Genomic DNA, 19,227 nt, shown 5'->3' with positions numbered 1-19,227 from the left:
CGACGGTAAATCATCCGCTTTGTAACGCGAATGACCCCGAGGACGAAATGCCGGGTAACCCACTGGCAACTGCAGTCGGGAAATTCGGTGTCGGGCCGTGAGCGATGGGGATCGAAAACATGATTGTTGGCAAGTCGAAGCGAGTGCGCGTTGCCTTGAGCGCGTTCGCAATCGGAGCACTCGGTGCCGGAGTGGTCATCGCCGCACCGTGGTCCACGTCGTCGACGACTACCGAAGCGTCCATCGAACTGGTGTCGACGGCAACGTGCTACGACATGGTCAGCATCGCCATCGGCGGCCGCGGCGACACGCCCCGCGAGGGCGTCAAGTGGCTCACCACACCCGACGGCGAACGACTGCCTGCCGCGATGTCCGGCGACTACTCCAGCGACTGGATCGACCAGGCCGTGCGCGCGCCCAACAACGGCAACGTTGTTCCGGATTCGTACGCCGCGGTGTACGTCGAATACCCCGCCGATCTGTCGAGCTACGAGAACGCTGTACAGACCGGTGTCACCAACTCGCAGACCATCATGAAGTCCATCACGGCGTCCTGCCCCAAGACGCGATTCGCCATCGTCGGGTACAGCGAGGGTGCCGACGTCGCCCGCCGCACCGCCATGGAGGTCGGCAACCAGGTCGCCGCGGCCGACGGCACGTACGGAATCGTCGATCCCTCGCAGGTCGTCGGAGTCGTCATCTTCGCCGACGCCGGCCGCGTCTCGGGAGAAGGCCCCTTCCCCGGTGCCGAGAACCCGTTCAGCAACCCCGACGGCTTCGACACCAAGTACCAGAACGGCAACACCGCAATTCCCGGACAGGGCGCACTGCCCGGCACGTCCGGCGGATTCGGAGCGCTCGACGGCCGAGTGGCGTCCTTCTGCTCCGACGGCGACCTCACCTGCGCACTGCCGGAGAACACGTCACTGATTCACTTGGCCGCCAACGTCGGTCGCCAGGTCAATGCCGACGCGCTGCAGAACGAGCAGCTCACCCCCGCCACCGGTGCAGATCTCGCACTGGCCCTGGGGCGCATCGCAGTCAACGCCTTCAACGACATCGCCTCGCAGCCCAACTGGATGCAGAGCGACGAGACGTTCCTCGACGTGCTGATCAAGGTGTCCGAGCCCAACTACAAGCCCGGTACCGTCACCACTCCCGTCTCGGCCAAGGTCGACGGCGAGCAGGAGCCGATCGAAACCGGTCAGATGGTCGACCTCGTGTACCTGCCGCAGAAGATCTTCCGCGAGATCACCGGCTTCATCTCGTCCAACCAGAACACCGTTCCGGTGATCATGAACGATCCTTACGGCCTGACGTTGGGACCCGGATCGGGACACCACTTCGATTACTGGCGTGACGCCGATGCCGCCAACGGCAAGCCCTTGACCTCGGTGCAGTACGCTGCGGCATGGCTGACACAGCTGGCAGAGCAGGCCAACAAGGGCGAGCCGGTGAAGACCAAAGAGGTTCAGGAGAAGGCCGGACGGGCAGCGATCGAAACGATCGTGGCACCCACGACCACCTCGGCAACGCCGACTCCGACGGCCACGACGACCGCACCGGTCACCACCAGTCCCGTAGTGACCACCACGGTTCCGGTTGCGCCTGCACCCGCCGCAGAAGCACCGGCACCAGTACCGGCGTCCGAGCCGGTCACAACCCCCGAGTGCACCGTCCCCGTCGAGGGTGAGACCCCCGTCGAGGGAGCGCCGCCGGTCTGCGTCACCACGACCGAGACACCCGCTGCAGTAGCTCCCGAGACTGCGGTTCCGACCACGACGGCGGCGGTTCCTGCACCGTAGGTGAACGGAAACTCGTAGTCCGCTACGAAGTTCCGCTCACGACGGTGGGTCTGCGCATCAACAGCGCGCAGGCACCCGTCATCACCGCAACAACCACGAGCCCGGCCACCGACAACACCAGGTGGTCGGGCTCGCTTGTGCGCGTGGCGACTGCAACGTCCGAAGACAGGCCCGGCTGATAACTCGCGGCGTACACCACCACCGGCAGAGTCATGGTGAACAGCGCGGGCAGCGAGAGTGCCAGTGAACCCGGTGAGGTCGTCAGAGCGGACACCACCACGTACGCGGCGACGAACGGCAGAATGAATTCCGTTCCTGTCGGCACCTCGAAGTAGCCCTCGACAACTCCCGCAACAGCGATCAGGAGCAGCCCGCCCAGTCCGACATACAACTGCGGCCACCGGTAGCCGATCCCCGCACCGGCGATTAACAGTGCTGCGCTCAGACACAACTGAGCGACGTCTCCCGCGGCAAACCCGAAGGTCCCGAGGGCAGTCGCGGACACCCCGAACAGCACCAGCAGCAGACGACCGTCGCGACCAGGGAGGAGGAACGACGCCAGCATCGCGATAACTGTCATACCGAAGAGTGCGCCGAGCCACTCGACGCTCCGGCTGTAGTGACCTGCAGCAATCCAACTCAGGACTCCCGCTGCGACGGGCAGTGGAATGCCGACCAGCAGAATTCGACGGGTCTCGTACGGCTGTAGCTCCTCGCGGCGGTGCGCCAGGAACAGAGCAACAGCCGTGCCCGACGCGACGATCACCATCACTATCGCCCGCTGCGGGCTCACGTCGTCCTCGGCACCGACCACATCCCAGACGAACACGGGACCGTCGTTCGCCTCCAACAGCGCATCCAGTGCACCACCGAGCAGACCGGCACCGAGGACGGCAACTGCCAACGCGGCCTGTGCAGCGCGTTGCCGCCCGGCCAACACTGCAGCCGCGGCGAGTAATGCACCGGTGGCCAGTGCGCCGGCCCAGTGGCCGAGCATTCCGGTCACCATTCCGACGGTCTGGAACACGATGACGAGCACCGCTGCGATCGCCACGACGATCGAGGCGCGTGCGCTCGCACGCGCCAGCGCGACCGAGACCACGCAGGCAGAAATCGCAACGACGGTCAGCCCGTTGACAATTGCCCAGAACGAACGGAATTCTGCGGTGGCGCTCAACAGGGAATCGAGCGGGCCGATGTCACTGATGGCATAGCCGACGACAAAACCGGCCAGGAGCATCGACAGTACTTTCATACTGCCGATCATGCCGTCAGCCGAATTTCACTCCCTGCGCCAGGGGCAGTTCGTTGGAGTAGTTGACGGTGTTGGTCGCGCGGCGCATGTAGGCCTTCCATGCGTCGGAACCGGATTCGCGTCCGCCGCCGGTTTCCTTCTCACCACCGAAGGCACCTCCGATCTCTGCGCCGGAGGGTCCGATGTTGACGTTCGCGATGCCGCAGTCCGAACCGGCGGCAGACAGGAAGCGCTCCGCTTCACGCAGGTCGGTGGTGAAGATCGACGACGAAAGTCCCTGCGGCACATCGTTGTGCAAGGCGATCGCCTCGTCGAGGGTCTCGTACGTCATGACGTACAGGATGGGCGCGAAGGTCTCGTGCTTGACGATGTCGGTCTGCGCGGGCATCGTCACGATCGCGGGCTGAACATAGAACGAGTACTCGTCGACCACGTTCACCCGCTCGCCGCCGACCACCACGGTTCCGCCGTCGGACACTGCGGTCTCGAGGGCTTTCCGATAACCCGAGAAGGCACCAGCATCGATGAGCGGGCCCACCAAAGTGTCACTGGCCAAAGGAGATCCGATCGACAGCGTCTCGTACGCCGCAACCAGCTTGCCGACCAGTTCGTCCGCGACCGAGGCGTGCACGATGACGCGTCGAAGCGAGGTGCAGCGCTGACCTGCCGTGCCGGCGGCCGAGAACACCAGTCCGCGCGTCGTCAGATCGAGATCGGCCGACGGCGTCACGATCGCCGCGTTGTTGCCGCCGAGTTCGAGCAACACCCGGCCGAATCGTTCGGCAACCCGCGGGGCCACGGCCCGGCCCATTCTCGTCGAACCGGTAGCCGACACCAGTGCGACGCGTGAATCGTCCACCAGCGCTTCGCCGGATGCGCGGCCACCGACCACCAACTGCGCGATCTTGGGGTCCACGCCTGCCGCAGCGGCAGCACGCTCGAACAGTGCCTGCACTCCGACGGCAGTCAACGGAGTCTTCTCCGACGGCTTCCAGATGACTGTATCGCCCGCGACGAGCGCGAGAGCGGTATTCCAACTCCACACCGCAACAGGGAAATTGAAGGCGGTGATGACGCCGACGACTCCGAGCGGGTGCCACTGTTCCATCATGCGGTGCCCGGGCCGCTCGGTGGCAATGGTGTTGCCGTAGAGCTGACGTGAGAGTCCGACGGCGAAGTCGCAGATGTCGATCATCTCCTGCACCTCACCGAGGCCCTCGGAGACGATCTTTCCGGCCTCGATCGACACCAGCGCGCCCAGATCATCCTTGTGCACCCGCAGTAGTTCGCCCAGTTCGCGGATCACCTGACCCCGTACCGGGGCAGGCACCTGCGACCACGACACGAACGCGGTGTGCGCGTCGGCGATGACGCTCTCGACGTCGGCTGCGGATGCGGACGCCAGCGACGCCAGGTTTCCGCCGGTGATGGGCGAGCGCGCGACGATCGCGTCGGGTCCAGCGGGAGCGTCGAGCGCGATCGTCGCACCCAGCCGGTCGAGGATGGCGCGAGTGCGCACACTCAACTCGTCGTGGGTGATGGATGCAGACATGCGCGTACACCTTCCGTGAAGAGAACCGAACCGTCGGAGATCAGCCTACCGATGAGGGTCACAACCGTATAATTTCCTGCGTATTGGGCTTGATTACGGAATATTAACGCGTATCTTCGACGTCATGACGCAAGTATTACAGCGCACCGGAGTGACGATCGACGCCTCCAACGTTCGCGACGTGATCGGTGAACACCTACTGGCCGACGGTTTCGAGCTGGTTCTCGACCTCGATGCCTCTACCGGTTCCACCCTGGTCGACGCCAGGGACGGCACCCGCTACCTGGACCTGTTCACGTTCTTCGCGTCCAACGCCCTGGGCATGAACCATCCGGCCCTGATCGACGACCCCGAGTTCCGGGCGGATCTGATGCAGGCGGCGATGAACAAGCCCAGCAACTCCGACATCTACACCGTGCCCATGGCCCGATTCGTCGACACGTTCGCTCGTGTACTCGGTGACGATCGATTGCCACACCTGTTCTTCGTCGAAGGCGGTGCACTGGCGGTGGAGAACGCGTTGAAGGTGGCGTTCGACTGGAAGTCACGCTGGAACGAGGGGCACGGCATCGATCCTTCGCTGGGCTCGCAAGTGATGCACTTCGAGCACGCGTTCCACGGCCGCTCGGGTTACACGATGTCGCTCACCAACACCGATCCGAACAAGGTCGCTCGCTTCCCGAAGTTCGACTGGCCGCGAATCCCGTCCCCGTTCATCAGATCCGACGCCAACATGGACGAACTCGAGAACGCGTCGTTGGCGGCAGCCCGCCTGGCCTTCGAGGCCAACCCGCACGACATTGCCTGCGCCATCATCGAACCCATCCAGGGCGAGGGCGGAGATCACCACTTCCGGCCCCGCTTCCTACAGAAGTTGCGAGACCTCTGCCACGAGTTCGACGCCTTGTTCGTCATGGACGAAGTTCAGACCGGTGCCGGAATGACCGGTACAGCATGGGCTTTCCAGCAGCTCGACGTCGTTCCGGATATCGTCGCCTTCGGCAAGAAGGTGCAGGTCTGCGGCGTCATGGCCGGCGGCCGTGTCGACGACATCGACGACAACGTCTTCGCCGTCAGCTCTCGCATCAATTCGACGTGGGGTGGCAATCTCACCGACATGGTGCGGTCGCGTCGAATCCTGGAAGTGGTCGAGTCCGAGAAACTCATCGACCGCGCCGGCAAGCTCGGGGTAGTGCTGCTGACCATGCTGGAGGAGTTGGCAACACGACACACCGTGGTCTCCGAGGTCCGCGGACGCGGTCTGATGTGCGCCTTCTCCCTGCCCGACGCCGCAACTCGCGACCGAGTGATCGAGCTCTTGCGTACCGAGGAACACGTCCTCGCCCTCGGCTGCGGCGACACCGCGGTGCGATTCCGCCCCGCACTGACGATCACCGAAGCCGAGCTGACCCAGGCCGTCCAGTCCATCGATCGGGTGCTGAGCATTCTCTGACGTTGTCAGGTAAATCTTGACAAACCGACCTCCTGTTGTCAGGCTGTTCCTGACACAGGAGGTCGATCATGGATCCCATCACCCTCGCCATCGAGGCGGATATCTCTGCTGCAACGCGGGCAGTCGTGACAGCAGCGGCCATCGAGGCCGGACGGGTTGCCGACGAGATCATCGGCACAGGTCCCCTGCCTGGAACACCGGAATGGGATGCCGAGCAATCGAGCGACCTGCCCGCACGACGCAGCCTCGCGTGGCATCTGTTGAGCCTTCGTGTCCAACTGGCGGCGGGACTCGATGGCCTCGAAACCGTTGTGGTGCTGCGGGTTCAGGGTGCAACGTGGGCGACCATCGGCACTGCTGTCGGCATGTCGCGGCAGTCCGCGCACGAGCGGTGGGGTGCCCGATCGGCGGCCGTTCTCGATCCCGTCGGCGACGGACTGCCCGAGATCGTGCCGAACGACGACCCGACCTGAGCTACAGCAGCATCCTCGCAGCACCTGCTGCCACGGCGTCTGCTGCTCGCTGGAGTGCGGGCGAAGACAGCGACCACTGCTGCCAGTACAGCAGCACGTCGTCGATTCCGTTGTCGTCGAAGCACTTCAGCGAGTCACGGGCCTGAAGGTCGGGGATCATGCCCCATCCGAAGCCGAGGTCGACGGCCCGCGCGTAGTCCGCGGACGCCGGCACCAGATGACGCGGCGGCTCGTGCGGTCCGACACCGAAACGCTGTAAGTAGTTGTCCTGCAACCGGTCGTCGGCGTCGAAGACCACCACCGGGGCGGCACGTAGCGTCACGGCCGTGACCCCTGCAGAGAACCATCGTTCGACGAATTCCGGGGTGGCCGACGGCCGGTAGCGCATCGCACCGAGGCGTCGAACGGTACAGCCCCGAACCGGATCGGCCACCGATGTTATTGCGGCGGAAACGATCCCGTCGTGCAGCAGTTGAGCGGTACGATCCTGATCTTGCCGATGCAGGTCGAAGGTCGTGTGGGACGCCAGTGGCGCGAGCACAGGCAGTACCCAGGTCGCCATCGAATCCGCATTGACGGCAAGGGAGACAGGAGCGGCGATTCCGTCGTCGTTCAGTTCGGCCCGAGTCTGGTCGGTCAAGGTATCGATCTGGCGAGCCAGACGCAGTACTGCAATGCCGGATTGAGTGGCCACCACAGGTTTGCTTCGCTGCACCAATGTTCGCCCCAACGACTGCTCGAGCGACTTGATTCGCTGGCTTACCGCCGACGGCGTCACGTGCAGCGCCCGAGCCGCAGCCTCGAACGTTCCGCCGTCGACCACGGCTTTCAGGGCTCTGAGCTGCTCGATCTCCATCGTATGAAGGTACTCTAATCAATACTGAAAAACATTCGCTGGACCTAACTGTGGCTTCCTCCTAGCGTTGCAGTCATGACATCGCTTGCCGCCGCACAATCGACGCTCACCGGATTGGGCGTCGGGCTCTCGCTCATCGTCGCCATCGGCGCGCAGAACGCGTTCGTGCTGCGCAAGGGCCTGCAACGCACCCATGTGTTGCCGGTGGTGGCGGTGTGCGCCCTGTCCGACGCGGTACTGATTCTGGCCGGGGTGGCCGGCATCGGGGTACTCGTCGACCGCTTCCCCGTCGCTCTGCGCGTCGTGACCGTGCTCGGTGCCTTGTTCCTCCTCGTCTACGGACTGATGGCACTCAATCGAGCGCGCACTCCCTCGACGATGACGACCGAGACGACCGGTGGCGGTTCACTGATCGCGGCCCTCGCCACCTGCCTGGCGCTGACCTGGCTCAACCCGCACGTCTATCTCGACACCGTGGTGTTCCTCGGTTCCATCGGCAACCGTCAGCCAGGAGACCTGCGTTGGTGGTTCGCCGTCGGCGCGATGCTGGGCAGCGTGCTGTGGTTCACCGCCCTGGGATACGGATCGAGGGTGCTCAGTCCGCTGTTCGCGCGACCGTTGGCCTGGCGAATCCTCGACCTCGGGATCGGGATCATGATGCTGACCCTGGCGGCACTGTTGGTGTTCGGCTGAACCTGGACACTTGATCCGCGGTACAACGAGTGATCTGATAGTCGCGGTAGACCGACCGCACGGTCTCGAAAACCCTGGAGGACTCCCGTGCCGTACCTCGGCCTGTTGATCATGCTGATGGCAATCTTCTGTCTGATCGACGTCATCACCGCCGACGACTCCGGCATCCGCCACCTCCCCAAAATGGTGTGGCTACTACTCGTCATCGTCCTGCCGTTGGCCGGCTCGATCGCATGGCTCGTCGTGGGAAGACCCGAAGGCGGCGGCATCTGGGGTGGCAGCGGTGCACCGCGCACCGCGTCGGCATACCCCGAGTACGACGCCAAACCCGGCCGGGCCGTCGCCCAGTCGCAGGAAAGCGACGAGGAGTTCCTCCGCCGCTGCCGCGCCCGCGCCGAGGAACAGCGTCGCATCGCCCGCGAACAGCGCAAGAGCGAATGAGCCAGCGGCCCACAGTGCACGCGGAATAACACCATGGCCAAGCTGACGACGTTTCCCGAACCGAGTTCCGCCCTGTCCGATCCCGCCGACCTGTTTCGCGAGTACCTACGCTTCTATCGCAGCGAGCTGGTTCGACGAATCACTGCCCTGAGCGGCGATTCCCTGACCACCACAGCCGTTCCCTCGGAGTGGACCCCGCTGCAGATGCTGACCCATCTGGTGCACATGGAGCAGCGCTGGTTCGTCTGGGGATTTCTCGGCAGGGCGGTCGACGCGCCGTGGGGTGACGAGAAGGACGGCTCATGGCATGTGCCGGCCGACGTGGACGCCGAGACCCTGCTGACCAGGCTCGAGGTCGGTGCCTGTCTCACCGAGGAAGTACTGAGCACACACCGGATGGACGAATTGGCCACGCTCGGTGGGCGATTCACCGATGAGAGGCCGACTCTGATCTGGATCTGCTTTCATGTACTCCAGGAATACGCCCGTCATCTCGGCCACCTCGACGTCGCTGTCGAACTGGCCGGCGGGCCGAGAGGTGAGGGACCGGCATGAGAATCAACATCACCAGCGTCTTCGTCGACGATCAGAGCAAGGCGCTGACGTTCTACACCGAGGTACTGGGCTTCGTCGTCAAACACGATGTAGCCATGGGTGGCCCCGATCGTTGGCTCACGGTCGTCTCACCGCAGGATCCGGAAGGCACCGAGTTGCTGCTCGAGCCCAGCGGTCATCCTGCAACCGCACCGTTCAAGGATGCACTCTTCGCAGACGGCATCCCGTTCACGCAGTTCGCGGTGGACAGTGTTGCAGCAGAATACGATCGGCTCATCGGCCTCGGCGTTCGGTTCACTCAGCAGCCCACCGAGATGGGCCCGGTGATCACTGCGGTGTTCGACGACACCTGTGGAAACCTGATTCAGATCATCGCTCCGGCGAGCTGACAACTCAGACGTTCGCGTACAGATCGACGGTGGTGCCGTCGGGATCGTGCACGACGGCATAACGCTGCCCCCAGAACGCATCCCACGGCTGCAGGTGGCCGGTGTACCCCGCCTCGGTCACCGCTGCCCACGCCGCGTCCACTCCGGCGGCCGAACCGCAATCGAAGGCGAGCGCTACGCGATGACCGCCGCTGGGCGGCGTCCACGTCGGGTCGAAGGAGGTGATCGTGGAGGGGAGATCGAACAACAGTCGAACGCCGCCGAGGTCGACCTCCACATGTTGCTCGGCATCGGCGTCGGCCGGAATATCCAGTCCCAGAACGCGATAGAACGCCAGTGCGGCAGCCATATCGGCGACGACGATTTCGATTCCTGCCAGACGTGGTTTCACGACGCCAAGGCTAACCGCGTCAGCCCCAGTTCGCGGCTTTTGTCAGGCAGAAAGGATGGCCTGCCGGGTCCAGCAGCACGCGCCAGGTCTCACCCGGCTGGTCGTCGGGCAGCGTCGCCCCGAGTTTCACGGCGGCCGTCGCCGCGGCGTCGAGGTCATCGACTGCAAGATCGAAGTGAAACTGTTTGCTGCCGTTCGCATTGGGCCACGGCGGCGGCTGGTAGTCGTCGACGCGACCGAATCCGAGTGCACTGCTCGGACCCTGCAGCATTGCGTACTCCTGCTCCGAATGTACGACGCTCCAGCCCAACAACGACGACCAGAATGTCGCGTTGGCCGCAGGGTCTGCACAGTCCAGGGTGACCATCTTCAGCGTGGCCACGGGTGTCTCGGTCATGGTGTTCCTCCTCGACAGCGGGTGTCGGACCAGACTCCTACACTGACGCCCGTGCCGGATAGGAAAAACGCGACAGCCACCCAGTCCGGCGTCCTGCGGCCGGATCAGCTGGCACAGTACGTCGACCTGGTACGGCTGCCGTGTGCGGCGGCGTTGGAACCGTGGGTCGAGAACTACTGGCAGCTTCGGTGGAATCTGCCGTCCGGCACCTCGTACCGCAGTTCGACGCTCCCGCACCCGGCCTGCACGCTCAGCGTCGAACACGGCTGGACCAGAGAAGGCGTCGTCGAACCCGTGGTGGTGACGGGGGTGCTCACCCGCCGCTTCGACGTCGTGCTCGCCGAATCCGGTTGGGTGTTCGGCATCAAGTTCCGGCCGGGCGGCTACGCGGCCTTCACGGGAACGGTGGCTCGTACCCTGCGCGACGTCCACGTAGCTCCGCCCACCCCGTTCCGTGCCGACGCAGTCGAGGCCTTGGCGGAACTGGGCGGACATCTGGACGCCAACCACTGCCGAACCGTCGTCGATGCGGTTCTCGCGCCCTATGCACCGGACGTCGAGCCGGAGTTCGAGGTCGTTCTGGCCATCATCGGGACCATGCTGGGCGATCGGACGCTGATTCGTGTCGCCCAGGTGGAAGAGCGGTGCGGGATAGGCACTCGGCGACTCCAGCGGCTGTTCGAGCGTTATGTCGGAGCGACGCCCAAGTGGGTTCTCGGCCGGTATCGCATTCACGATGCTCTCAGTGAGCTCGACGGCGGCTACTCGGGTCCCCTGGCAGACCTTGCGGCGCGATACGGCTGGTTCGACCAGGCGCACTTCACCCGCGAGTTCACCGAACTGGTGGGAATGCCACCGAGTTCGTATCAACTGTGAGTAACGCCTTCGTCACGCATTGGGACTTTTGCCGATTCGTTTGGCACAGTATCCCGCGGTGCTCGGTAGCACTGGGCGGGAAACAGCAGCACAGAGGAAGAGTGGGCTCCAACGCATGATCAACATTCTTGTTGCCGGTGGTATCGCGTTGGCGGTCTCGATTCTGTTGACGCCGTTTCTCATCGCGCTGTTCACCCGGCAGGGCTTCGGCCAGGAGATTCGCGTCGAGGGCCCGGCAAGTCACCAAGCCAAGCGAGGGACGCCGACGATGGGCGGCGTCGCGATCATCGTCGGTCTGTGGGCCGGCTATCTCGGCTCCCACCTCGTGGCGATGGGCGGCGACGGCCCATCGGCGTCTGCCCTGTTGATCCTCGGTCTCACGACTGCTCTCGGCGTCGTCGGTTTTCTCGACGACTACATCAAGGTCCGCATGAAACGGAGCCTCGGCCTCAAGGCAACCGGCAAGTACGTCGGGCAGATCAGTGCAGCGGTGATCTTCGCAGTGTTGGCGCTGCAGTTCCGCAATGGGAACGGGCTGACGCCGGGCAACGTCGAACTCTCGCTGGTGCGCCAATCGACGTTCTTCACGATGGCCCCTATCGTTTTTGTGCTGTTCTGTGTATTCCTCATCGTCGCGTGGTCCAACGCGGTCAACCTCACCGACGGGCTCGACGGTTTGGCGGCAGGATCGATGACCCTCGTCCTCGGCGCGTACACCGTGATGACGTTCTGGCAGTACCGGCAGTCGTGCGCAACCAACTCCGTTGCCGGGTGCTACCAGGTGCGCGATCCACTCGACCTCGCCGTCGTCTGCGCCGCCGCTGCAGGTGCCTGTATCGGCTTCCTGTGGTGGAACGCCGCCCCGGCCAAGATCTTCATGGGCGACACCGGTTCGCTCGCCCTCGGTGGACTGCTCGCAGGCCTGTCGATCGTGAGCAAAACCGAGCTGATCGCCGTCGTCTTCGGAGCTCTGTTCGTAGCCGAAGCTGCGTCGGTTGTCATTCAGGTCGCCTCGTTCAAGAGCACCGGCAAGCGGCCGTTCCGAATAGCGCCGATTCACCACCACTTCGAGTTGGGCGGCTGGGCGGAGACGACGGTCATCATCCGGTTCTGGCTCTTCGCCGCGATCGCGTCGGCATTGGGGCTCGGGTTGTTCTACAGCGAATTCCTCGCGGCCGTCGGCTGACCTCTACGATTTCGATATGACCGACGAACTGTCTCCGGTGGCCAAGGTCGATGCTCTCGCCGCCGAACTCGAACAACTCGATGCTCGACGCGTCGCCATCGGGGTCGAGCTCGTCAACCTTCAATTCGGCCTCGACGGAGATGCCAAGATCCGCGCGACAGAGGTGTTTCACAGCGACTACCTGGAACGCCTCTTCTCATTGGTCGACGAACTGCGCACCGACGAATAGTTCCGGCCTCGCTACACAGCGTCGGGGTCCGAGCGCGACACCACGGTCAGCCGGAAGTCTCGCAGCGACAGAGTGAGCGCCGCCAAGGCTGCAACGAAAACGCCGCCGACCGGAAACACCAACCACGGATTGCCGATGGTGGGGGTGAAGGTCGACGGGACCTCTTCATCACCGAGATACGGCACAAACACTGCGTCTGTCTCATACGTTTCGGCCACGTAGGTGTCCGAAACTGAACTACCGATTGACGTCCAGCCGAAGTCAGCTGCAGGAGGCGAGTTGATCTCGATGCTGAACGGATGCTCCCACGACCAATTCGACGCCGCTTCGGTGGGTTGCGGCGGCCAATGCGTCCAGGCGAGTGCACTGCCGGCTCCGAGCGTCGCACCGATCACGACCAACAACGCGAACAAATCGATGCGACTGCGCTGGCGATCCTGGACGAGACGCAGACCCGTGTCGACGAGGAACGACGCCGCCACCAAGCCGATTGCCAGTCCGGCACCGACGAGATAGAAGGTGACGGGAAACCAGCTCGGGCGGATGTACTGAACACCGATACCTGGCGCACCGTCGGACGGCCCGGCGACAGCGACATGCCATACGACCGCCGCCGAAGCTCCGACCGCCGCGCCGACGGCGGCAAGCACCGCGACGAGCGCTTTACCGGATGGCCTGTCCACGATCGGGACTCTACCCACGACGGAAACTCGGTGGCATCGAGCACGAGGGCGCGCTACCGTGAGGCCGTGAGTTCACCCGAGGCATCCAGATTCGAGCTACCGGCACCCCGGTAGCTCGACAAACCGAAGCACTCGATCACGACACGTTCGGTGAGCACCCGTGTGCCGGTCCATTTTGTCCTGGACCCGTCTCACATTCGGAGAACCTTCCATGCCACCGCTCGTATTCTTGCTGTCCACAGCTGTTTTCGCTCAGGGAACGTCCGAGTTCATGCTGGCCGGACTGCTGACCGACATCGCCACCGATCTCCACACAACGGTCCCCCGCGCTGGATTGCTGACCTCGGCATTCGCCATCGGCATGATTGTCGGGGCGCCGGTCATGGCCGTAGCGACACGGCAGTGTCCACCGCGCCTGGCCCTGTGCTCATTCCTGGCGACCTTCATCGCGATGCACGTACTCGGCGCATCGACCAACAGCTACGCGCTCCTGTTCGTCTCGCGGGTAGTGGCCGCATTCGCCAACGCCGGTTTCCTGGCACTCACCTTGGCCATGGTCTCGGCGTTGGTCACACCCGATCGCCTCTCTCGCGCCGTCGCCACGATCCTTGCCGGCACCACTCTCGCACTCGTTGTCGGCGTTCCGTTGGGCACACTCGCGGGAACACTTCTGAGTTGGCGTGCGGCACTGTGGGCTGTGGCGTTGCTGTCGGTTCCTGCGCTCGTCGCCGTGGCATTGGCTGCACCCGCCACCCAGGACGTGCGAGCCATGGGTTCGCTGATCACCGAATTGGCTGTCCTGCAACGATGCTCAGTGCTCCGGGTCCTCGTTCTCTGCGTTCTCGTCAACGGTGCCACCTTCTGTTCGTTCACCTACTTGGCTCCCGTCGTCACGGAACGAGCGGAATTGCAGACAGCGATGGTGCCGGTAGTGCTTGCGTTGTTCGGGCTCGGCGCTCTGGGTGGAGTCTGGACCGCAGGCAGGTGCGGTGACCGGCACGCGAGGAGAGTCGTGTCGTTCGGTGGCACAGCGCTTCTCGTCGGTTGGTGTCTGTTCGCGTTGGCGTCGCAGTGTCCGGCTACTGTGCTGTTCTTCAGCTTCGTGCAGGGAGGGCTGTCGTTCGCCCTCGGCAGCACACTGGTGAGCCGAGTGATGCGCAACGCGGTCGGTGCGCCGACGATGGCGGGCTCGTTCGCAACAGCGAGCTTGAACATCGGTGCTGCCGCCGGGCCTGCTCTCGGCGGAGTGGTCTACAGCTCGGCACTCGGACCGATCGGGCCACCAGCCGCCAGCGCAGTCTTGGTGGGTACAGCTCTTGTGGCATCTGTCCTGTTGACCTGAAGCGTGGTTGAGGTTCTACTGTCGTTTTCATGAACTCACAAGCACACCGACAACCACGACCGATGCAGCCACCCGAGCGACAGCCGATCGGATTCTGGACCGCCCGCGCCGGCGAGGCCATCCGAGCACGTACCCGCGGCGCCCTCCACGACATCGGTATCACTCAACCCGAATGGTGGCTCCTGCATCAGATCTCGCTGCACCCCACAGGGGCCGACAGGGAAGCGACGATCGAGAAGATCGGCCACAACGATACTCCGGAGGCAATCGTCGAGGCACTCGACTCCGCACGTGCGAAGGGCTGGATCACGGAGTCCAATTCACGCGTGACATTCACCCCGGACGGCAAGGAACAATTCCGACGTGGGGCGGACGTTCAGCAGATGCTGCAGGACGAACGTATGCAGGGCATCGGTCAGGACGAGTTCGTCACCGCAATTCAGGTGTTGCAGAGAACAATCCAGAACGTCGGGGGCGACGCCTGGCATTGGTGAGATCAGCTGCGTCGAATGCGGCCGACCGATACCGCAATCGCCAGTCCCAGAAGTGCGCCGAGAACAGGCAGGCCGAATACCAGGAGCATCCAATCGGGCGCACCCTGGTACTGCTCGTCGCCGACGAATGCGTAGTTCACCCGCTGCGGCTGGGGCTCCCACAACAGATAGCCGACCGCACCGACGAGACCGACCGAAAAACCGATCAGCGTGAACAACTTACGCATCCGGGTGCGCCTCTCGGGCAGCTGTTGCGAATGCGGCCATACTCGGGAACCTCATGTCGAAGCTGTATTCCTCGGACGGTTCCGGCGTCGCACCCCATCCGGGGCGATCGTGCCGCCGATCGATCCACACCGACGCGAGGCCATGACGTTTCGCCGGTACGTGATCGTGGAACAGACTTTGCGCAACGTGCAGTAGACGCGACCGGGGCACGCCCAGGCGATCGAGAACTCCATCGATTGCGTCGAAGTGGTTGTCGGCAGGCTTGTACGCCCCGACATCCTCGGCCGTGACGATGGCGTCGAACTGAACGCCGAGACGGCGGTTGCTACCCGCAAAACCGTCGCGGTGAACGTTGGACAGTATGACCAGCTTGTACCGCTGGGCGAGCGACGCCAGCGCGTCGGCCGAGTCCGCGAAAGCCGGCCAATCCGGGACGGATGCTCCGAGCTTGTCCGCCCAGTCGGCCGAGACAGAAATCCCCAGTGTGTCACCGGTCCTCACGAAGGCCTCGGCGAGAATTCGGGGATAGAGGGCGGCGGGAGAATCTCGCTGCGCCCCAGCTTCGTTGGGGCCATAGGCCGTGAGCAACTCGTCGTCCGACAGCTCCGAGCCGGCCTCCTGCGCCCACGCTCTGAGCACCTCGAGAATGCCGGCTTCCCAGTCGATCAGCGTCCCGTAACAGTCGAAGCTCAGTACGTCGAAGTCATCGAGGTTCATCTAGCGGGCACTCCTCATGAAATTCGGGGGCTACCGACTACTCGTGCCGATACCGTCTGCAGGTCATGAGCATCGTACTGCCCTTCATCTGTTCTCGACCGTCCGACTGGCGCTGCTATCGCCAGATCGGACACTGACCGATCTGGACGCAAACCTGTTGCGCTACAGCATATATGACTCGCAGTGCCGTAGTTCTATCCGAGAATACGACAAACGGACAGTCTCGCAGCGATTGCGTCGGGCCGGCGGCCACGAACCTAGTAGAGTTTCACCGAGCCGACTCGACGGACAACGAAGGCAGCCCATGAGCATCGACAGCGGCAGTACCGGCAACCACAAGCGCAACGTCGACGACGCCCTGAGCAAGATCGACAAGCCCTGGCAACCGCACCGACTCGCCAGCATCAACGACTACGACGTCAAGGTGGTCAAACTTCTCGGCGAATTCGTCTGGCACACGCACCCGGACACCGACGAGATGTTCTTCGTCCACAGCGGAGAACTCACCATCCAACTGCGTGACCGCGACGTTGTACTCGGGCCCGGTGATGTATTTGTTGTCCCGGCAGGCGTCGAGCACTGCCCCATGGCAGCCGAAGAGGTGTCGGCTCTGCTGTTCGAGCGATCGGGCACCGTCAATACCGGCGATGCAGGCGGCGACAGGACCTCGCAGGTCAAAGAGTTGTGACGGCAGTTCTGCTGCGTCCGGCTGTTCGGTCCGACGCCGAGTTTCTGTTCTCCATGGCGTCGGACGTCGAGGTAGTTCGATGGGTTGGCGACGGAAACCCATGGAGTAGAGAGTATTTCGGCCATCGACTTGCGCTGGCACTGAACGCGACGGGCAGCCACGAGCCGGACGTGCAGAAGTGGTTCATCGGGACTACCGAGGAGCCGGCGCGTGTTGGGTTGCTCAGCACCATTCGTCGATCCGACCACCTGGAGGTCGGCTATTGGGTACATCCGGACCATTGGGGTCTCGGCTACGCAGGCAAGCTTCTCGTTCACGCGCAGGAGCATGCGTCCGGTCTACCGTTGGCAGCGCAGGTGTATCGGGAGAACGGAGCATCTCGTCGGGTTCTCGAGCGGGCCGGGTTCGCACTCGTCGACGATGGAGATCCCCTCACCTACCGGCGTAATCCGGTGCCCTGACTCACCACGTCCTGACAGGCCGGGGACGAACGGTGGTGCGGCCGGTCGTGACGCCACGCACCATCGGGCGCATCAGAAATTCGTGGGGAAACCCGGGATCGACAGCGCTGACTGCATGCAGTTGGTCGAGTTGCGATCGGTCGAATACGACATCGAGAGCAGAGATGTTCTGCTGCAACTGTTCCAACGTCCGCGCCCCGATCAGCGAACTGACGACCGACGGATGCCGAAGGGTCCATGCCAACGCCACCTGAGCAGCGGTGACTCCGAGTTCGTTCGCGACGTCGACGACGGTATCCGCAATCTCGAGCCCGCGCGAGGTCAACGTTCCGTTGGCCTTCGCGTGATCGCGACGAGTCCCTGCTGGACTCGCGGAACCGACCGCCACAAGGTCTGCGGCAGTGTATTTCCCCGTCAGCACCCCACCGCCCAGTGGGGCCCACGGAACGACGCCGATGCCCAGACTCGCTGCCATCGGCAACAATTCCCGCTCGGTCGTCCGTTCGATCAAGCTGTACTCCACCTGGAGTGCCGCAAACGACGGCCAACCGCGTAGCTCCGCTGTGGTCTGCATGCGCGCGACTTCCCATGCCGGTGTATCCGAAATGCCGATGTACAGAACCTTTCCCGAACGGACCAGCTCACCGAGCGAGGCGATGATCTCGTCACCGGGCGTCATGCCGTCCCAGGCGTGCAGGTACAGCAGGTCTATGTAGTCGGTGCCGAGATTCCGCAGGCTTGCTTCGACGGACCCGCGCAGGCTCTTCCTACTGCCCCCACCCGCATTCGGATCCGACGGATCACGCGTCGCGGCATATTTCGTGGCGACGACGACCGAATCACGGCGGCCCCGGAGAAATCGGCCCAGGTACTGCTCGGACTGGCCGTCGGTGTAGATATTGGCGGTGTCGACCATGTTTCCGCCGGCATCGAGGTAGGCGTCGAATACTCTTCTCGAGTCGACCTCGTCTGCACCCCAGCCCCAGGCGGTTCCGAATGTCATCGCTCCCAGCGAGAGTGGTGATACTCGAAGACCGGAGCGGCCCAGCAATCTGTACTCGTCCATGCGTGTCATCGATCATGTCTCCTTCGTGTGCGGTCCTACTCACCGTCCTTGCCCCGTCGGGAAACGGGAAGGACAAGATCATCCTGGGAAGGGCGATACCAGGCTGATCGCACCGAAGTGGCCTACCGTGGATCGGGTGAGTACTCGGTTGGGTCGAAACGAACTGGCAGCATTTCTGCGTGCCAGGCGTGAGGCGCTCAACCCGTCGGATGTCGGTCTACCACCACGGATAGGGGCCTCCCGGACACCCGGTTTGCGGCGTGAGGAGGTCGCTGCGTTGGCTGGAGTGAGCGTGGACTACCTCGTTCGGCTCGAACAGGCGCGGGATGTTCGGCCATCCGCCCAGGTGGTTCAGTCCCTGTCGAAGGCGCTCAAGCTGTCTCCCGATCAGACCGGCTACCTGTTCTCGCTCGCCGGCCATCGCGCACCGGAGCGGGCCTCTGCCCACGAGGTGCCCGACGGCATTCGGCAGCTGATCGACGACGTCGCCCCGTTGCCGGCGATGGTGCTCGATCACCGGCTCGACATCCTGGCCACGAACGACATGATGGCCGCATTGCTGCTCGACATCGACCGACGACCCGTCGTGGACCGCAATGTTCTTCGAATGTGTTTCCTGGACAAACGATTCGATGGATTCTACGAGGCTCGTGACGATGTCGTTCGGGGTGCAGTGGCCGACCTTCGCGCTGCCTGGGTGAACCACTCACACGACGCGAAGTTGGCAGCGTTGATCGAGGAGCTCGAACGAGGGAGCACGGAATTCTCCCGCTACTGGCAGTCCCGGGAAGTGTCCGTGCGGAACCGAGGTGACAAACCGATGCGGCATCCACTTGTCGGGCAGATCACCGTGACATTCGATGTCCTCACCCCACTCGGCGACCCGGACCTGCGGCTCATCGTCTACCGTCCGGCAGACGCGCAATCCCGTTCTGCGTTGGACGAACTCGGGCGTCTGCGCACGCAGCGATCGCAGCGACACCTGCACACCATCTGA

Annotated in this window: 24 protein-coding genes; 15 read left to right on the top strand and 9 right to left on the bottom strand. The window is 63.7% G+C overall.

Annotated elements, in window-relative coordinates:
• The first annotated feature begins 119 nt into the window (after nt 1-119).
• Nucleotides 120-1,805 (top strand): cutinase family protein, encoded by a 1,686-nt coding sequence (locus CH294_RS10045; RefSeq protein ID WP_249305200.1) that lies wholly within the window; start codon nt 120-122, stop codon nt 1,803-1,805.
• A gap of 22 nt (nt 1,806-1,827) precedes the next feature.
• On the opposite strand, the gene CH294_RS10040 is transcribed toward CH294_RS10045, so the two are convergent.
• Together CH294_RS10040 and CH294_RS10035 are read right to left on the bottom strand one after the other, a co-directional pair.
• A complete protein-coding gene (locus CH294_RS10040) occupies nt 1,828-3,060 on the bottom strand; it encodes a hypothetical protein (protein WP_141216479.1) in 1,233 nt (410 codons plus the stop codon).
• A gap of 16 nt (nt 3,061-3,076) precedes the next feature.
• A complete protein-coding gene (locus CH294_RS10035; protein WP_094737801.1) occupies nt 3,077-4,612 on the bottom strand; it encodes an aldehyde dehydrogenase family protein in 1,536 nt (511 codons plus the stop codon).
• A 124-nt stretch (nt 4,613-4,736) separates the two neighbouring features.
• Between CH294_RS10035 and lat the strand changes: the two genes are divergently transcribed.
• Nucleotides 4,737-6,065: an L-lysine 6-transaminase gene (gene lat, locus CH294_RS10030; RefSeq protein ID WP_037152237.1), complete on the top strand. Its 1,329-nt coding sequence runs from the start codon at nt 4,737-4,739 to the stop codon at nt 6,063-6,065.
• A 68-nt stretch (nt 6,066-6,133) separates the two neighbouring features.
• Nucleotides 6,134-6,538 carry a hypothetical protein gene (locus CH294_RS10025; RefSeq protein ID WP_094737800.1) on the top strand — a complete coding sequence of 135 codons (405 nt, stop codon included), beginning with the start codon at nt 6,134-6,136 and terminating at the stop codon, nt 6,536-6,538.
• Between the two features lies 1 nt (nt 6,539).
• Here the strand turns inward: CH294_RS10025 and CH294_RS10020 are convergent, their stop codons facing one another.
• Nucleotides 6,540-7,394 carry a LysR family transcriptional regulator ArgP gene (locus CH294_RS10020; protein ID WP_094737799.1) on the bottom strand — a complete coding sequence of 285 codons (855 nt, stop codon included), beginning with the start codon at nt 7,392-7,394 and terminating at the stop codon, nt 6,540-6,542.
• A gap of 75 nt (nt 7,395-7,469) precedes the next feature.
• Here CH294_RS10020 and CH294_RS10015 point away from each other — a divergent pair, with 75 nt between their 5' ends.
• From CH294_RS10015 to CH294_RS10000, 4 genes are all read left to right on the top strand, one after another.
• Nucleotides 7,470-8,087, top strand: a complete 618-nt coding sequence (locus tag CH294_RS10015; protein ID WP_094703407.1) for a LysE/ArgO family amino acid transporter — start codon at nt 7,470-7,472, stop codon at nt 8,085-8,087.
• Nucleotides 8,088-8,174: 87 nt separating this feature from the next.
• Nucleotides 8,175-8,528 carry a PLD nuclease N-terminal domain-containing protein gene (locus CH294_RS10010; protein ID WP_032401614.1) on the top strand — a complete coding sequence of 118 codons (354 nt, stop codon included), beginning with the start codon at nt 8,175-8,177 and terminating at the stop codon, nt 8,526-8,528.
• Nucleotides 8,529-8,561: 33 nt separating this feature from the next.
• The gene (locus CH294_RS10005; protein WP_094737798.1) at nt 8,562-9,083 is read left to right on the top strand and encodes a DUF664 domain-containing protein; all 522 of its coding nucleotides are present in this window, start codon (nt 8,562-8,564) and stop codon (nt 9,081-9,083) included.
• Complete coding sequence (locus CH294_RS10000; RefSeq protein ID WP_032401616.1) at nt 9,080-9,472, top strand: VOC family protein; 393 nt, start codon at nt 9,080-9,082, stop codon at nt 9,470-9,472. Before CH294_RS10005 ends, CH294_RS10000 begins: the two co-directional genes overlap by 4 nt.
• A gap of 4 nt (nt 9,473-9,476) precedes the next feature.
• Here the strand turns inward: CH294_RS10000 and CH294_RS09995 are convergent, their stop codons facing one another.
• Both CH294_RS09995 and CH294_RS09990 read right to left on the bottom strand, forming a co-directional pair.
• Nucleotides 9,477-9,863: a VOC family protein gene (locus tag CH294_RS09995; RefSeq protein ID WP_032401617.1), complete on the bottom strand. Its 387-nt coding sequence runs from the start codon at nt 9,861-9,863 to the stop codon at nt 9,477-9,479.
• A 19-nt stretch (nt 9,864-9,882) separates the two neighbouring features.
• Nucleotides 9,883-10,260, bottom strand: coding sequence for a VOC family protein (locus CH294_RS09990; protein ID WP_037152224.1), 378 nt, complete (start codon nt 10,258-10,260; stop codon nt 9,883-9,885).
• 51 nt (nt 10,261-10,311) lie between these two features.
• On the opposite strand from CH294_RS09990, the gene CH294_RS09985 reads away from it, so the two are divergent.
• The 3 genes from CH294_RS09985 to CH294_RS09975 all read left to right on the top strand — a co-directional run bounded on the left by CH294_RS09985 (nt 10,312) and on the right by CH294_RS09975 (nt 12,551).
• Complete coding sequence (locus tag CH294_RS09985; RefSeq protein WP_249305198.1) at nt 10,312-11,136, top strand: helix-turn-helix transcriptional regulator; 825 nt, start codon at nt 10,312-10,314, stop codon at nt 11,134-11,136.
• A gap of 115 nt (nt 11,137-11,251) precedes the next feature.
• Complete coding sequence (gene mraY / locus CH294_RS09980; RefSeq protein ID WP_032379473.1) at nt 11,252-12,322, top strand: phospho-N-acetylmuramoyl-pentapeptide-transferase; 1,071 nt, start codon at nt 11,252-11,254, stop codon at nt 12,320-12,322.
• A gap of 16 nt (nt 12,323-12,338) precedes the next feature.
• Nucleotides 12,339-12,551: a hypothetical protein gene (locus tag CH294_RS09975; protein ID WP_032378810.1), complete on the top strand. Its 213-nt coding sequence runs from the start codon at nt 12,339-12,341 to the stop codon at nt 12,549-12,551.
• Nucleotides 12,552-12,562: 11 nt separating this feature from the next.
• Here the strand turns inward: CH294_RS09975 and CH294_RS09970 are convergent, their stop codons facing one another.
• A complete protein-coding gene (locus tag CH294_RS09970) occupies nt 12,563-13,234 on the bottom strand; it encodes a hypothetical protein (RefSeq protein ID WP_141216478.1) in 672 nt (223 codons plus the stop codon).
• Nucleotides 13,235-13,445: 211 nt separating this feature from the next.
• Between CH294_RS09970 and CH294_RS09965 the strand changes: the two genes are divergently transcribed.
• Together CH294_RS09965 and CH294_RS09960 are read left to right on the top strand one after the other, a co-directional pair.
• Complete coding sequence (locus CH294_RS09965) at nt 13,446-14,576, top strand: Cmx/CmrA family chloramphenicol efflux MFS transporter (protein WP_094737796.1); 1,131 nt, start codon at nt 13,446-13,448, stop codon at nt 14,574-14,576.
• Nucleotides 14,577-14,605: 29 nt separating this feature from the next.
• Entirely contained in the window at nt 14,606-15,070 is a 465-nt protein-coding gene (locus CH294_RS09960) for a MarR family winged helix-turn-helix transcriptional regulator (RefSeq protein ID WP_094737795.1), read from the top strand.
• A 2-nt stretch (nt 15,071-15,072) separates the two neighbouring features.
• Here CH294_RS09960 and CH294_RS09955 read toward each other — a convergent pair whose 3' ends face one another.
• Both CH294_RS09955 and CH294_RS09950 read right to left on the bottom strand, forming a co-directional pair.
• Entirely contained in the window at nt 15,073-15,297 is a 225-nt protein-coding gene (locus tag CH294_RS09955) for a hypothetical protein (RefSeq protein WP_032401622.1), read from the bottom strand.
• On the bottom strand, nt 15,290-16,015 hold the full coding sequence (locus CH294_RS09950) for a haloacid dehalogenase type II (protein ID WP_094737794.1): 726 nt from the start codon (nt 16,013-16,015) through the stop codon (nt 15,290-15,292). The genes CH294_RS09955 and CH294_RS09950 overlap by 8 nt, the downstream gene beginning before the upstream one ends.
• 304 nt (nt 16,016-16,319) lie before the next feature.
• On the opposite strand from CH294_RS09950, the gene CH294_RS09945 reads away from it, so the two are divergent.
• The gene (locus CH294_RS09945; RefSeq protein ID WP_094737793.1) at nt 16,320-16,703 is read left to right on the top strand and encodes a cupin domain-containing protein; all 384 of its coding nucleotides are present in this window, start codon (nt 16,320-16,322) and stop codon (nt 16,701-16,703) included.
• On the top strand, nt 16,700-17,164 hold the full coding sequence (locus CH294_RS09940; protein ID WP_170944663.1) for a GNAT family N-acetyltransferase: 465 nt from the start codon (nt 16,700-16,702) through the stop codon (nt 17,162-17,164). Before CH294_RS09945 ends, CH294_RS09940 begins: the two co-directional genes overlap by 4 nt.
• A gap of 1 nt (nt 17,165) precedes the next feature.
• Here the strand turns inward: CH294_RS09940 and CH294_RS09935 are convergent, their stop codons facing one another.
• Entirely contained in the window at nt 17,166-18,239 is a 1,074-nt protein-coding gene (locus CH294_RS09935; protein ID WP_094737791.1) for an aldo/keto reductase, read from the bottom strand.
• 127 nt (nt 18,240-18,366) lie between these two features.
• Between CH294_RS09935 and CH294_RS09930 the strand changes: the two genes are divergently transcribed.
• The gene (locus CH294_RS09930; protein WP_212709780.1) at nt 18,367-19,227 is read left to right on the top strand and encodes a helix-turn-helix transcriptional regulator; all 861 of its coding nucleotides are present in this window, start codon (nt 18,367-18,369) and stop codon (nt 19,225-19,227) included.

The sequence above is a fragment of the Rhodococcus sp. 14-2483-1-1 genome, assembly GCF_002259335.1.
GTDB lineage: Bacteria > Actinomycetota > Actinomycetes > Mycobacteriales > Mycobacteriaceae > Rhodococcoides.
This window is presented reverse-complemented; position numbering and strand designations above follow the sequence as displayed.